Source organism: Mesorhizobium sp. M4A.F.Ca.ET.090.04.2.1, assembly GCF_003999085.1.
In the GTDB taxonomy this organism is placed as follows: domain Bacteria; phylum Pseudomonadota; class Alphaproteobacteria; order Rhizobiales; family Rhizobiaceae; genus Mesorhizobium.
This window is the reverse complement of record NZ_RZOT01000100.1, coordinates 1-12,978: the sequence shown is the minus strand read 5'-3', so window position 1 is coordinate 12,978 and position 12,978 is coordinate 1. Positions and strand designations below refer to the sequence as shown.

13 protein-coding genes are annotated in these 12,978 nt (G+C 64.9%); 5 read left to right on the top strand and 8 right to left on the bottom strand.

Going from position 1 to position 12,978, the window contains the following annotated elements; all coding sequences use genetic code 11:
* The coding region (locus EN781_RS09940; protein ID WP_127399941.1) for an MFS transporter at nt 1-564 on the top strand (564 nt) is incomplete at its 5' end.
* Between the two features lie 30 nt (nt 565-594).
* On the opposite strand, the gene EN781_RS09935 is transcribed toward EN781_RS09940, so the two are convergent.
* On the bottom strand, nt 595-1,437 hold the full coding sequence (locus EN781_RS09935; protein ID WP_126058363.1) for a LysR family transcriptional regulator: 843 nt from the start codon (nt 1,435-1,437) through the stop codon (nt 595-597).
* A gap of 96 nt (nt 1,438-1,533) precedes the next feature.
* Between EN781_RS09935 and EN781_RS09930 the strand changes: the two genes are divergently transcribed.
* Nucleotides 1,534-2,859 carry an aspartate aminotransferase family protein gene (locus EN781_RS09930; protein WP_127399940.1) on the top strand — a complete coding sequence of 442 codons (1,326 nt, stop codon included), beginning with the start codon at nt 1,534-1,536 and terminating at the stop codon, nt 2,857-2,859.
* 21 nt (nt 2,860-2,880) lie between these two features.
* On the opposite strand, the gene coaBC is transcribed toward EN781_RS09930, so the two are convergent.
* From coaBC to ubiE, 3 genes are all read right to left on the bottom strand, one after another.
* On the bottom strand, nt 2,881-4,353 hold the full coding sequence (gene coaBC / locus EN781_RS09925; RefSeq protein WP_210211263.1) for a bifunctional phosphopantothenoylcysteine decarboxylase/phosphopantothenate--cysteine ligase CoaBC: 1,473 nt from the start codon (nt 4,351-4,353) through the stop codon (nt 2,881-2,883).
* Nucleotides 4,354-4,775: 422 nt separating this feature from the next.
* Nucleotides 4,776-6,350, bottom strand: coding sequence for a 2-polyprenylphenol 6-hydroxylase (gene ubiB, locus EN781_RS09920; protein ID WP_126058361.1), 1,575 nt, complete (start codon nt 6,348-6,350; stop codon nt 4,776-4,778).
* 28 nt (nt 6,351-6,378) lie between these two features.
* On the bottom strand, nt 6,379-7,155 hold the full coding sequence (gene ubiE / locus EN781_RS09915) for a bifunctional demethylmenaquinone methyltransferase/2-methoxy-6-polyprenyl-1,4-benzoquinol methylase UbiE (protein ID WP_126058360.1): 777 nt from the start codon (nt 7,153-7,155) through the stop codon (nt 6,379-6,381).
* A gap of 134 nt (nt 7,156-7,289) precedes the next feature.
* Between ubiE and EN781_RS09910 the strand changes: the two genes are divergently transcribed.
* The 3 genes from EN781_RS09910 (at nt 7,290) to EN781_RS09900 (ending at nt 9,713) form a co-directional block, all read left to right on the top strand.
* The gene (locus tag EN781_RS09910) at nt 7,290-8,264 is read left to right on the top strand and encodes an adenosine deaminase (protein ID WP_126058359.1); all 975 of its coding nucleotides are present in this window, start codon (nt 7,290-7,292) and stop codon (nt 8,262-8,264) included.
* A gap of 151 nt (nt 8,265-8,415) precedes the next feature.
* Entirely contained in the window at nt 8,416-9,045 is a 630-nt protein-coding gene (upp, locus tag EN781_RS09905) for a uracil phosphoribosyltransferase (protein ID WP_126058358.1), read from the top strand.
* 104 nt (nt 9,046-9,149) lie between these two features.
* Nucleotides 9,150-9,713 carry a TIGR02281 family clan AA aspartic protease gene (locus tag EN781_RS09900; RefSeq protein WP_126058357.1) on the top strand — a complete coding sequence of 188 codons (564 nt, stop codon included), beginning with the start codon at nt 9,150-9,152 and terminating at the stop codon, nt 9,711-9,713.
* Nucleotides 9,714-9,731: 18 nt separating this feature from the next.
* Here the strand turns inward: EN781_RS09900 and deoA are convergent, their stop codons facing one another.
* The 4 genes from deoA to EN781_RS09880 all read right to left on the bottom strand — a co-directional run.
* Nucleotides 9,732-11,048 (bottom strand): thymidine phosphorylase, encoded by a 1,317-nt coding sequence (deoA, locus tag EN781_RS09895; protein ID WP_126058356.1) that lies wholly within the window; start codon nt 11,046-11,048, stop codon nt 9,732-9,734.
* Complete coding sequence (locus EN781_RS09890) at nt 11,048-11,857, bottom strand: purine-nucleoside phosphorylase (protein ID WP_126058355.1); 810 nt, start codon at nt 11,855-11,857, stop codon at nt 11,048-11,050. The genes deoA and EN781_RS09890 overlap by 1 nt, the downstream gene beginning before the upstream one ends.
* A complete protein-coding gene (gene cdd / locus EN781_RS09885; RefSeq protein ID WP_126058354.1) occupies nt 11,854-12,246 on the bottom strand; it encodes a cytidine deaminase in 393 nt (130 codons plus the stop codon). Before cdd ends, EN781_RS09890 begins: the two co-directional genes overlap by 4 nt.
* A gap of 55 nt (nt 12,247-12,301) precedes the next feature.
* Nucleotides 12,302-12,978, bottom strand: a 677-nt coding sequence (locus EN781_RS09880) for an ABC transporter permease (RefSeq protein WP_145965472.1), incomplete at its 5' end; no start/stop codon positions are given.

Below are 12,978 nucleotides of genomic sequence, written 5' to 3'. Positions count from 1 at the left end.
ACCGTCTCCTTCGCCATCTACGGGCCGCTGCTTTTGACCACGCTGCACGGCATCCCGATCCCGACCAGCGGCTACATCATCGCCGCCGAATCGATTGCCTGGTCGATCCTGGCGATCCTCGTCGCCAATGCGCCGCTGGAGCGCGAAAGGCTCATTATCGTGGTGGGCGCGCTGATGATCGCGGCCGGCCTCGCCGGCTTCGCCTACACGATCCCGGCGGGCTCGATCCCGCTGATCCTGCTTTGCGCCCTGCTGCAAGGCGGCGGCTTTGGCGTCTGCTGGCCGTTCCTGACACGGGTCATCGTGGCCTCCGCCCAAAATAGCGAGCAGACCATCGCCTCCGCCGCGGTGCCGACCATGCAGCGCATCGGCTATGCGGTGGGGGCGGCGCTCGCCGGCATCATCGCCAATGCCAGCGGGTTTTCCGAAGGCCTGAACCGCGACGCGGCGGCGAACGTCGCCGGCTGGCTGTTCCTCGCTTTCGTGCCGCTCGGCATTCTCGGCTGCCTGGCGGCCATCAGGATCGCTATGCCAGCCGCGCATCCACAGGAAGCGACGGGCTGACCTGGGGAGACAATCGGAGAGCAGAAGTTCTCACAGAGACGGCAGAACGGCTCGGATGTGATGGGCGAAGGCCTCGACCGCGGGTGATCGCTCGGTGTCGGCAAAGGCGACCAGAATGCCAAGCTGGGGCAAGCGAGGCAGCGGTGCGCCCAGAATATGGAGGTCCGACGGCACCGCATCCTCGGTCATCACGCTGATTGCCAGGCCCGACCGCGCCACGGCGATCAGTCCAGCAAGGCTGTTGCTGGCATAGGATATTTTGTAGCGCAGTCCGGCGCGCGCCATGGCCTCGCAAGCCGCCTTGTGGTCGACGGCATTCGACGCCGACAACGCCAGCGGCACGATGTCGCCAAAATCGTAGAGGTCCAGCGCCGGCTTGCTGCCCACCCATACGAGCGCTTCAGTGCGCACATGCGCGTCGCTTGCGTTCGGACTGGAGACAAGCGCCAGGTCGATCTGGCGCGCGTTGAGAAGCGTCCGCAATTCGACGGTGGGCGCCGAAACGACCTTGATCTCGACATCGGGGTAAACGGTGCCGAAGCCCTTCAGGAGCGCTGGAAAGAACGCGCTTAGATAATCTTCGGGACTTCCGAAGATTATCGAACCGTGCAGGCCCTTGTCGGACAGCGCCGAGATCGCCTCGTCATGGATTTTGAGGATGCGCTCGGCATAGGCCAGGAAGCGCTCGCCGCTGCCGGTGAGCCGCACCCCGCTGCCGCTGCGATGAAACAGGCTCTGGCCGAGGGCTTCCTCGAGGCGCTGCACCTGCATTGTCACGGCCGACTGCGTACGTCCGACCTGTACCGCCACCGCACTGAGGGTTCCCGAGTGCGCCGCGCGAACGAATGTCGCCAGCAGCTTGAGATCGAGCATATCAAATCCATTGATATCAGAATCCGAGAACTATCAATTTTACTGCATCCGCGCCAGCCGCTAGATTGTTGGCGCAACGCTTGCTGGAGTTGAGAGATGTCGAAAAACTTGGAGCCTGGGTTTTGGGATTCGGCGCGCAAGCACCTGATCCGCTATGGCGGCAGCTTCGAGCCCGCCATCATCGAGCGCGCCGCTGGCTCCTTCGTCTACGATGCCGACGACAGGCCCATCCTCGACTTCACCTCCGGGCAGATGAGCGCCCTGCTCGGGCATGCTCACCCCAGGATCGTCTCGACGGTCAGCCGCCAGGTGGAAAGGGCCGCGCATCTTTTCAGCGGCATGCTGTCCCGCCCGGTGGTCGAGCTTGCCGAACGTCTCGCCGCGCTGGCGCCCGGCCTCGACAGGGTGCTGCTGCTCTCGACCGGCGCCGAGTCCAACGAAGCAGCCATCCGGATGGCCAAGCTGGTGACCGGCAAGCACGAGATCGTCGCCTTCTCGAAGAGTTGGCACGGGATGACCGGTGCTGCCGCGTCGGCGACCTACAGCGCCGGCCGCAAGGGCTATGGGCCCGCGGCGGTTGGATCTCTTGCAATTCCCGCGCCCAATAGCTTCCGGCCGCGCTTCAGGAATGCCGACGGTTCATTGGATTGGCTGACCGAGCTGAACGATGCCTTCGATCTGATCGACAGCCAGTCGACGGGGAGCCTCGCGGCCTTTGTCGCCGAACCGATCCTGTCGAGCGGCGGCATTCTGGAATTGCCGCAAGGCTATCTGGCGGCACTCCAGCAGAAATGCCGCGAGCGCGGAATGCTGCTGATCCTCGATGAAGCGCAGACCGGCATCGGCCGCACGGGAGACATGTTCGCTTTCCAAAGGGATGGCGTCACCCCGGACATCCTCACGCTGTCCAAGACCATCGGCGCCGGGCTTCCCCTATCAGCGGTGATGACGACGGCTGAAATCGAGGAAGCGGCGCACGACAAGGGCTTCCTGTTCTACACCACGCATGTCTCCGACCCGCTGCCGGCGGCTGTCGGCGTTGCGGCGCTCGATGTGGTGGAAGAGGAAAAGCTCGTCGACCGGGCACAGCGCCTCGGAGAGAAACTGTTCGAAGGGCTGTCGCGGCTGAAGCAGCGCTACGAATGCGTCGGCGACGTGCGCGGTCGCGGCCTGCTGCTCGGGGTCGAGATCGTCAAGGACGGCAAGGTTCCCGATCACCAGTTGGGCGCAACGATCGCGGCGGAAGCGTTCGGGCGCGGTCTGAGCATGAACATCGTCAAGCTTCCCGGGATGGGCGGCGTCTTCCGCATCGCCCCGCCGCTGACCATCTCCGAACAGGAACTGGATCTCGGCCTGCGGATCATTGGGGAGTCGATCGAAGCGTCGCTCGCCGCGAGTGCACCCGGCATCGCTGCGGAGTAGGGCTGGCGGCCAGGAGGCCGCTCAGACCACGATGGTTTTCAGGCGCTCTGCAATCAGCGTGGCGAGCCGCGCCGCCACCTCGTCCTTGCTCAGTTCCGGCCATTCCTCGACGCCGGTCTTGGAGACGATGCGCACCTTGTTGCGGTCGCCGCCCATGACGCCGGTGGGGCCGACACCGCTTTCATGCGAGACATCGTTGGCGACGATGAAATCGGCGCCTTTCTTCTTCAGCTTGGCCTCGGCATTGCGGATCAGATCCTGTGTCTCGGCGGCAAAACCGACGACCAGCCCGGGGCGTTTCTGATGATGGCCGACGCCGGCCAGAATATCTGGGTTTTCGACCATCTGCAGCGCCGGCGGCCCCTCGCCCGCCACCTTCTTGATTTTCTCGCCGGCCGAATTGGCGGTGCGCCAGTCGGCGACGGCCGCGACGAACACCCCAGCGTCTGCAGGAAGAAGCGCTTCAACCGCCGCTTTCATCTCGCCAGCGGTCTCGACATGCGTCGTCACGACACCGGTCGGATCGGCAATGCTGACCGGGCCGGAGACCAGCCGGACGTCGGCGCCCAGCCTCGCCAGCGCCGCCGCGATCGCATGGCCCTGCTTGCCCGACGAGCGGTTGGCGATATAGCGCACCGGATCGATCGGCTCATGCGTCGGCCCCGACGTGACGATGATCCTGCGGCCGGCCAGCGGCTTCGGCCTGCTGTCGAGCATCGCCTCGATGGCCGCCACGATCTCCAGCGGTTCGGCCATGCGGCCCTCGCCCGCCTCGTTGCTTTCAGCCATCTCGCCCTTGGCCGGCCCGGCAAAGGCAATGCCGTCCTTGGCGAGCGTCGCCCGGTTGCGGCGCGTGGCAGTGTGCGACCACATTTTCGGGTTCATCGCCGGCGCCAGCAGCACCTTCTTGTCGGTGGCGAGAAGCACCGTCGAGGCGAGATCATTGGCATGGCCGTTGGCAAGCTTCGCCATCAGATCGGCGGTCGCCGGCGCCACCACCAGCAGGTCGGCCTCGCGCGACAGCCTGATATGGCCGACATCGTGCTCGTCATTGCGGTCGAACAATTCGGTAAAGACATGGTCAGCCGAAAGCGCCCCGACCGACAGCGTGGTGACGAATTCCTGCGCGGCCGATGTCATCACTACGCGCACCGCCGCACCGCGCTCGCGCAACCGACGGATCAGGTCGAGCGCCTTGTAGGCGGCGATGCCGCCGCCGATGATGAGCAGGATGCGTTTGCCCGACAACGAGCCACGCGGCGATGGCTTGCTGGAAACAGCGACAGCCGAAGTCACCTGCTGGTTTGAACCAGCCAGGGTGCGCAGCGTGTTCTCGATCTGCTCGATGCGGTCGGCCTGCCCTGCCCGACCCTCGACCGCCGCCCGGATCATCAGCCGCGCCTGCTCTTCCATCGAGCAGCCATTCTCCGCCGCGAGCTGCCGCAGCAGGTCCTTCACATCATCGTCGAGGTTGCGGATGGTGATGCTGGCCATGTGATTGCACTCGTCACGTCGTCACGAGTGCAATGATAGCAATGCAATCAATTGTGAGCAAGCGTGACCGCAAAACGATGGCGAGTCGGTTCAGGTTTCTTGAGCCGGAGGAAGGCCTGCTAACTGCCCAGAGCCGCTCGTCGGTCGACTCGCCTCAACTACAATGTTGACGAAACCTGACCACTCGAGATGTCGTTGGGTTAGGGTAACGCGGCGACCCTCAAATTCGTGACCCTCGGTGATCACGATCCCTGTCCAAAGCTTTGGCTGTGAGTGCTCAAGCTTCATCTTGAAAGCGGCAGGCACCTCGCGGCGAGCCTCGCCTTCAATACCCATAGCCATAGTTTGGCCTCACCTCTACGATCGGCAAAGTGTCCATGCCGCCAACGTAGTCCGTTCCTGTTTGACCGACCACTCGGCAATCACAAGATTTTCCACATGATATAAACCAGCGTCAGTGCGATCACCCACAGGGCCACGCGACCGGAGCGGGTATGGCGCGCCTCGGCCTTGCCGATGGCGCGTGCCGTCGCCTCGTCGAAGCGCAGCCCGTGCTCGGCCATCAGGTCGATCTCGCGCGACAGCCGCTCGGTGCGGGCGGCGATGTCCGGCGCCTGGCGGGCCAACGCCAGCAAGGCCCTGGTGCCGTCGCGCGCATCGACCAGAAGACCGCGTGGGCCGAGATTGCCGGCGATCCAGTCGCCGACCACCGGCTCGGACGTCTTCCACATGTTGAAGGCCGGATCGAGCGTGCGGGCAACGCCTTCGACCACCACCATGGTCTTCTGCAGCAGGATCAGTTCTGGACGGGTCGCCATGTCGAACAATTCGGTGACCTCGAACAGCAGCGTCAAAAGCTTGGCCATCGAGATGGTTTCCGCCGGCTGGCCGTGGATCGGCTCGCCGATGGCGCGGATCGCCTGCGCGAAGGCCGAGACATTGTGCTGGCGCGGCACATAGCCGGCCTCGAAATGCACCTCGGCGACGCGCTGGTAATCGCGCACGATGAAGCCGTAGAGGATTTCGGCCAGGAACCGGCGCTCCTTTTTGCCTAGCCGGCCGGCAATGCCGAGATCGACGGCGACGATGGTGCCGTTAGCCTCGACGAACAGATTGCCCGGATGCATGTCGGCATGGAAGAAGCCATCGCGCAAAGTATGGCGCAGGAACGACTGGATGAGGTTGGCGGCGATCGCCCTGAGGTCGTGGCCTGCCTCCACAAGACCGGCAATGTCGTTCATCTTGACGCCGTCGACCCATTCCATGGTCAGCACGTCGCGCCCGGTCCGCTCCCAGTCGACCGAGGGCACGCGGAAGCCCGGATCGTCCTTGGTATTCTCGCCGAGCTCGGAGAGCGCCGCTGCCTCGAGCCTCAGATCCATCTCGATCTTGGTTGTCTGCGCCAGCGTCTCGGTCACTTGGACCGGCCGCAACCGGCGCGACGAGGGGATGTATTTTTCCTGCAAACGGGCGGCCAGGAAATAGCTTTCGAGGTCGTGGAAGAAGCGGCGGCGCACGCCCGGCCGGATTACCTTCACCGCCACCCGGGAGGCAATCCCATCGTTCACGGTCTCGGCACTGTGCACCTGGGCGATCGAGGCGGCCGCGACGGCGCCGTCGAAGCTGGCGTAGAGATCGCCGACCTTGCGCCCGAGCGAGGCCTCGATGGCGGCGATCGCCTCGGCCTGCGGGAACGTATGCATCTTGTCCTGCAGCAAAGCGAGGTCGAGCGCCATGTCATTGCCGACGACATCGGGCCGTGTCGCCAGGAACTGGCCGAGCTTGACGTAGGAGGGTCCGAGCCGCACCACTGCCTTGGCCAGCCGGTCGCCACGCTTGTAGGCCAGCGCGCGGCGGCGAGTGAACAGGCGGGCCAGCCGCCAGCCGAACTTCGGCAGGCCGTCGAGCTCCTCGCCCGGCAACGCCGAGACGACGCCCTCGCGGACCAGCACCCAGCCGGCCCGTGCGAGCCGAAAGGCGGCGCCGACGCTGCTCATCGCCCAGCCTGCTTCAAAGTCTCCCGCCTCAAAGCTTCCAGCCCGAATGAAGCGCGGCGATGCCGCCCGAATAGTTGCGGAAGGAGACGCGATCGAAGCCCGCGCGCGAAATCATCGCCGCGAAATTCTGCTGGTTGGGGAATTTGCGGATCGATTCGACGAGATAGGAGTAGGGTTCGCCTTCGCCAGTGACCGCCTTGCCGATCCGGGGTATGGCGTTGAACGACCAGGCCTCGTAGACCTTGTCGAGCAGCGGCATCTCGACTTCGGAGAATTCGAGGCACAGCAAGCGTCCGCCGCGCTTCAGCACCCGATAGGCTTCGCCGAGCGCCACCTCGATGCGCGGCACGTTGCGGATGCCGAAGGCGATCGTATAGGCGTCGAACGTGTTGTCGGCGAATGGCAGTTCCTCGGCATTGGCCTCGACGAAATCGGTGCTTTCGCTCAGGCCTTTCTTCTCGGCGCGCTCGCGGCCGACGTCGAGCATCGATCCGTTGATGTCGAGCACGGTGGCATGCGCGTGGCGATCGCTGGCCTCGACGATGCGGAAAGCTATGTCGCCGGTGCCGCCGGCAACGTCGAGCACCTTCCAGCCCGGTCGTTTCGGCGGATTGAGCCACGTCACCATGGCGTCCTTCCACAGCCGGTGCAGTCCGCCCGACATCAGATCGTTCATCAGGTCATAGCGATTGGCGACCTTATGGAAAACGTCGTTGACCAGGGACTGCTTATCGCCTGCCCCTACCCGCTTGAAACCATAGGAGGTTTCCATACCGCCCGCGGCCGTGGTTCTCTCAACTGACATTATTTTGATCCGTCATAAAACCGGCGGGACCATAGCCGATCGATGGTGCGGGCGCTATTGTTTAAGGCGCGGTGTTCGGCCGCGCTTCCAGGTGGCGGGCTTATCGACCTGGACCGAATCGACGGGATGATTGAATGCCTTTGAAAGCGGAACTGCACTGCCACATCGAAGGGGCAGCGGCGCCCGAGCTCGTCATCAGCCAGGCCCGCAAATACGGCAAGGACACCGCGCCCTATATCAAGGACGGCTCCTTCGTCTGGCATGACTTCACCTCTTTCCTGGCAGCCTACGATTTCTCGTCCGACCTGTTCCGCACCGAGGAGGATTATGCGCGGCTGGCCGACCATTACCTGACCAGCCTCGCCCGCGACGGCGCCATCTATTCCGAAGTCTTCACCTCACCGGACCATGCGAAGAAGGCCGGCCTGTCGCCCAAGGCCTATACCGACGCGCTTGGCGAGGGCATGGCGCGCGCCAAGGCCAAGACCGGCATCGAGGCCCGCATGATCGTCACCGGCGTGCGCCATGTCGGCGTCGAATCGATCGAGCAGGCGGCACGCTTCGCCGCGCGCTGCGACCACCCGCTGGTGACGGGCTTCGGCGTCGCCGGCGACGAGCGCATCGGCGAGTTCGAGGACTATGTCCGCGCTTTCGAGATCGCGCGCGAGGCCGGACTCGGCATCACCATCCACGCCGGCGAGCTGATGGGCTGGGAGAGCGTCCAGGCGGCGCTCGACCACATCCGGCCCTCCCGCATCGGCCATGGCGTGCGCGCCATCGAGAACCCCGACCTTGTCCGGCGCATCGCCGACGAAGGCGTGGTGCTAGAATGCTGCCCGGGTTCCAACATCGCGCTCAAGGTGTTCGACAGCTTCGCCGACCATCCGTTTCCGGAACTATTGGCGGCGGGCTGCAGGGTGACACTCAACTCCGACGATCCGCCCTATTTCTGGACTTCGCTGAAGCGCGAATACGACATCGCCACCGAGCATTTCGGGATAAAAGACAAGGCGCTTACCGCCATTACCAGGACGGCGATCGAGGCGGCCTTCGTCGACAGGAAGACCAAGGCAATATTGCTGGGCCGGCTGGACGCCAAAGGCCGGTGAATGGTGAATGGTGAATGGTGAATGGTGAATGGTGAATGGTTTGCCCGCGCGCTTCGGCGCGTCAAGGCAATCATCGAACCATCAGGACTCGCAAACCCACTCACTATTCACTATTCACTATTCGCCACTCACCACTCACCGGAGCAGCACCATGCAGGGCGTCACCGTCGTCGACCACCCGCTTGTCCAGCACAAGCTGACCATCATGCGCAAGAAGGAGACCTCGACAGCCGGCTTCCGGCGGCTGTTGCGCGAGATCTCGCTGCTTCTGGGCTATGAGGTCACGCGCAATCTCGAGCTGACGACGACCGAGATCGAGACGCCCATCGAAACGATGGAGGCGCCGACGCTCGAGGGCAAGAAACTGGTCTTCGCCTCGGTGCTGCGCGCCGGCAACGGCCTGCTCGAAGGCCTGCTCGACCTGGTTCCGGCGGCGCGCGTCGCCCATATCGGGCTTTACCGCGACCACGACACACTGGAGGCTGTCGAATATTTCTTCAAGGCGCCGAGCGATCTCGCCGACCGGCTGGTGATCGTCGTCGATCCGATGCTCGCCACCGCAAATTCGGCGATCGCGGCGATCGACAAGCTGAAGGGACGCGGCGCCACCAACATCCGCTTCCTGTGCCTGCTGGCAGCGCCCGAGGGCATCGAGCGCTTCACCAAGGCGCATCCCGACGTTCCCGTCTTCACCGCCTCCATCGATCGCCAGTTGAACGACAAGGGCTACATCATGCCCGGCCTCGGCGATGCCGGCGACCGCATGTACGGCACCAAGTAGCGCGCCGTTTACCGCCCGTTTACGCAAAGCCGCGGTTTCGGCCCACGTTATAGACGAAAACACCATGTCGGGATTAAGGATCGGCCTTCAAACAGGCCGGTCCCATGCTGCGCAAGCTTCTCATCCTTGGCGTCTTTGCCGGAACATCGGCATCGATCCCGATCCTTTATCAGTCGAACCCGCACATGCTCGACGGCCTGTTGAAACCGGCAGTCGCCTCCAAGCCAGTCACCGAGCCCCAGCCCGCCCTGAACCTTGCCTCGGTTCCCGACAAGCCGGCGACAGCACTGCCGCTCGGCCGCAAGGTCGTGGTCAGCGCCGACGCGCGCGGACACTTCACCTCCGGCTTCAAGCTCAACGGCCGCCAGATTGACGGCCTGATCGACACCGGCGCCACGCTGGTCGCCATCAACACCTCGACGGCGCGCCGCGCCGGCATCTCGCTCAACCCCTCGGATTTCATCCACGAGGTCAACACCGCCAATGGCGCCATCAAGGCCGCGGTGGTGACGGTCGAGCGCTTGCAGATCGGCAAGATCTCGGTCGAGAACGTCCAGGCGGTGGTGATCGACGACCGGGCGCTGCAGACCAACCTGATCGGCATGAGCTTCCTGCAGCGGCTGCAGAAATACCAGGTCGAGAACGGCTCGCTGCTCCTGGTCCAGTAGAGCCGCTGGACCGGACTGTCAGCGCGGCAGGACGCGCCGGATGACGGTCTTTTCCGCCGGCGGTTTCGACGCCCCGATCGTGTAGCAGGCAAGCACGGCTGCCGCCGCCGCCTCGGCATCAGCGTCGTTGCGCGCATGGACCAGCGCCAGCGGCTCGCCGGCATGCACTTCCGCGCCGACCGGCGACAGCCTGGTGATGCCGACCGCGTGATCGATCCTGTCGTCGGGCCGCGTGCGCCCGCCGCCAAGTCCGACCACGGCAAGCCCGATCTCACGCGTCGCGATGCCGCTGACGAAGCCGTTTTCGAGCGCCTTCACGGCAAGCTCCACCGGCGCCTTCGGCAAATACTTCCCAGGCTTGTCGATGAAATCGGCAGGGCCGCCAAGCGCCGCCACCATGCGCTGGAAGACGGCCGCCGCGCGGCCGCCGGCGAGCGTCTCGGTGGCGCGTCGGATGCCGTCCTGGTTCGACGCGGCCAGCCCGGCCGATTGCAGCATGTCGGCGGCGAGCGCCAACGTCACATCCTCCAGCCGCCGATCTCGCAGGCGCCCGGTGAGGAAGTCGACGGCGTTGCGCACCTCGACGGCGTTGCCGGCAGCCGACGCCAGCGGTTCGTTCATACCGGTAACCAGCGCCGAAGTCTTCAGACCCGCGCCGTTGGCGACCCCGACCAGGCTGCTGGCAAGTGCTGTTGCATCACGCGACTTCTCCATAAAGGCGCCATTGCCAACCTTGACGTCGAGTACAAGCGATCCGAGCCCGGCGGCGAGCTTCTTCGACAGGATCGAGGCGGTGATCAGCGGTACCGATTCCACCGTGCCCGTCACGTCGCGGATCGCGTAGAAGCGACGGTCGGCGGGCGCCAGGTCGGCGGTCTGGCCAATTATGGCGCAGCCGGTTTCGAGCACCGTCTTGCGCAAGCGCGCCACGTCCGGTTGGCTGATGTAGCCGGGGATCGCATCCATCTTGTCCAGCGTGCCGCCGGTATGGCCAAGGCCACGGCCGGAGATCATCGGCACATAGGCGCCGCAGGCGGCGACGATCGGCGCCAGCATCAGCGAGACATTGTCGCCGACACCGCCCGTCGAATGCTTGTCGGTGACCGGGCCCGGCAGATCGGACCAGTCGAGCACGCCGCCGGAATCGCGCATGGCGATGGTCAATGCCACCGCCTCCTCGCGGCTCATGCCGTTGAAGAACACCGCCATGGCGAAAGCGCCGACCTGGCCTTCCGTGACGGTGCCGGCGCTCAGCCCTTCGATGAAAGCCGCGATCTCCGGCGCCGACAGCCTGTGGCCATCGCGCTTGCGGCGGATAATTTCCTGCGGCAGCATCAGCTCTCTGGCAACCCGTCGCGGAACAGGCGCTCGAGGATCGTCGCCAGCCGCGCGCCGCCGATGGGCGCCATGTCCTTGGTCTCCTGGTGCGAAAGCTCCGCTCCGGTCATCCCGGCAGCGAGGTTGGTGATGACCGAACAGGCGGCGACGCGCAAGCCCAGGAAGCGGGCGAGAATGACCTCCGGCACCGTCGACATGCCGACGGCGTTGGCGCCCATGATGCGCGCCATGCGGATCTCGGCCGGCGTCTCGAAGCACGGGCCGGAGAACCACATATAGACGCCCTTATGGAGCGTGGTGCCGGTCGCCTTGGCCGCCTTCTCGATCGCCTTGCGCAGGCCCGCATCATAGGCCTCGGTGAGGCCGACGAAGCGGCGGTCGCTGGGCTCGCCGATCAGCGGGTTGGAGCCCGAGAAATTGATGTGGTCGGTAACCTGCATCACCGAGCCCGGCCCCATTTCCGGATCGACCGAGCCGGCGGCATTGGTGAGGATGAGCTGCGAAATGCCGATGCCGGCCAGCACCTCGAGCGCCGGACGCATCGCCCCAGCGTTGCCGTGCTCGTAATAGTGCGCGCGGCCGGACAGCATCAGCACCGGGGAGCCGGCGAAATACCCCGCCACAACCTCGCCCGCGTGGCCGCTGACGCCGCTTCTTGGGAAGCCCGGCAGTTCGGCATAGGAAATGCGCCTGGCATCCTCGACCTTGCTGACGAGGCCGCCCAGGCCCGAACCCAGCACCAGCGCGACCGCGGGCGCCAGCCCGTCCAGCCTTTCGACGAGATGATCGAGCGCCTTTTCCATCATTTCAGTATGTCGCCCCTGAAGCCGTAAGGCAGCATGTCGCCCATGGTCACGGTCTCGACCACGCCGCCATTGTCGCACAGATAGAGTTTCGTCTCCGGCCGGCAGAACTCCGCCAGACGCTGCCGGCAGCCACCGCAGGGCGAGCATTTGGCCATGCGCTCGGCAATGACCGCGATCTCGGTGATCTTGCCGCCGCCGCCCATGATGTAGTGGCCAAGCGCGGTGGTTTCGGCGCACCAGCCCTCGGGATAGGAGGCCACCTCGATGTTGGCGCCGGCAAAGACGCGCCCATCCTCGGTGCGCAATGCCGCGCCCACCGGAAATTTCGAATAGGGCGCATAGGCCTTGGCCATCGCAGCCTTGGCCGCCTCGAACAGATCATGCGACATTCAGTTGTTCTCTCCCACGATCTTGTCCAAAAGCCGGTTCGCTTCCGCGTTTGCCTCAGCGTTCCTTGACATAGGGCACGCCGCCGGCGCGCGGCGGGATCGCCTTGCCGATGAAGCCGGCAAGCAGGATCACGGTGAGCACATAGGGCAGCGCCTGCATGAACTGCACCGGCACCTTGCCGATGATTGGCAACGGCGTGCCTTGCAGGCGGATCGACAGCGCGTCGAGGAAGCCGAACAAAAGGCAGGCGAACATGGCGTTGACCGGCTTCCATTTGGCGAAGATGAGTGCCGCCAGCGCGATGTAGCCCTTGCCGGCGGTCATGTCCTTCACGAAGCCGCCATTCTGCACCATCGACAGATAGGCGCCGGCAACCCCGGTTAGGATGCCGGTGCAGATCAGGGCCCGGTAGCGCAGCCAGGCGACCGAGATGCCGGCCGTGTCGACGGCGGCTGGGTTTTCGCCGACGGCGCGCAGCCTGAGGCCGAAGCGGGTGCGGTAGAGCACCCACCAGGCGAACGGCACCATCAGGAAGGCGAAATAGACCAGTATCGAGTGGCCGGAGATCAGCTCCGAATAGATCGGTCCGATGATCGGCACGTCGCGGACCGCGTCTGCGCCGGGCCAGATGATCGCCTCGCCGGATACGATCTGGTTGCCGCGATGGGTGATGGAGGCGAAGCCGTGCACCATGGCGAAGGCGACCGAGATCAGGATGGCCGTGCCGAGGC

Bases quoted from the DNA above. Each gene is read 5' to 3' on its own strand.
- EN781_RS09935 (WP_126058363.1), bottom strand. From the start codon at position 1,437: ATGCTCGATCTCAAGCTGCTGGCGACATTCGTTCGCGCGGCGCACTCG.
- EN781_RS09930 (WP_127399940.1), top strand. From the start codon at position 1,534: ATGTCGAAAAACTTGGAGCCTGGGTTTTGGGATTCGGCGCGCAAGCAC.
- coaBC (WP_210211263.1), bottom strand. From the start codon at position 4,353: ATGGCCAGCATCACCATCCGCAACCTCGACGATGATGTGAAGGACCTG.
- ubiB (WP_126058361.1), bottom strand. From the start codon at position 6,350: ATGAGCAGCGTCGGCGCCGCCTTTCGGCTCGCACGGGCCGGCTGGGTG.
- ubiE (WP_126058360.1), bottom strand. From the start codon at position 7,155: ATGTCAGTTGAGAGAACCACGGCCGCGGGCGGTATGGAAACCTCCTAT.
- EN781_RS09910 (WP_126058359.1), top strand. From the start codon at position 7,290: ATGCCTTTGAAAGCGGAACTGCACTGCCACATCGAAGGGGCAGCGGCG.
- upp (WP_126058358.1), top strand. From the start codon at position 8,416: ATGCAGGGCGTCACCGTCGTCGACCACCCGCTTGTCCAGCACAAGCTG.
- EN781_RS09900 (WP_126058357.1), top strand. From the start codon at position 9,150: ATGCTGCGCAAGCTTCTCATCCTTGGCGTCTTTGCCGGAACATCGGCA.
- deoA (WP_126058356.1), bottom strand. From the start codon at position 11,048: ATGCTGCCGCAGGAAATTATCCGCCGCAAGCGCGATGGCCACAGGCTG.
- EN781_RS09890 (WP_126058355.1), bottom strand. From the start codon at position 11,857: ATGATGGAAAAGGCGCTCGATCATCTCGTCGAAAGGCTGGACGGGCTG.
- cdd (WP_126058354.1), bottom strand. From the start codon at position 12,246: ATGTCGCATGATCTGTTCGAGGCGGCCAAGGCTGCGATGGCCAAGGCC.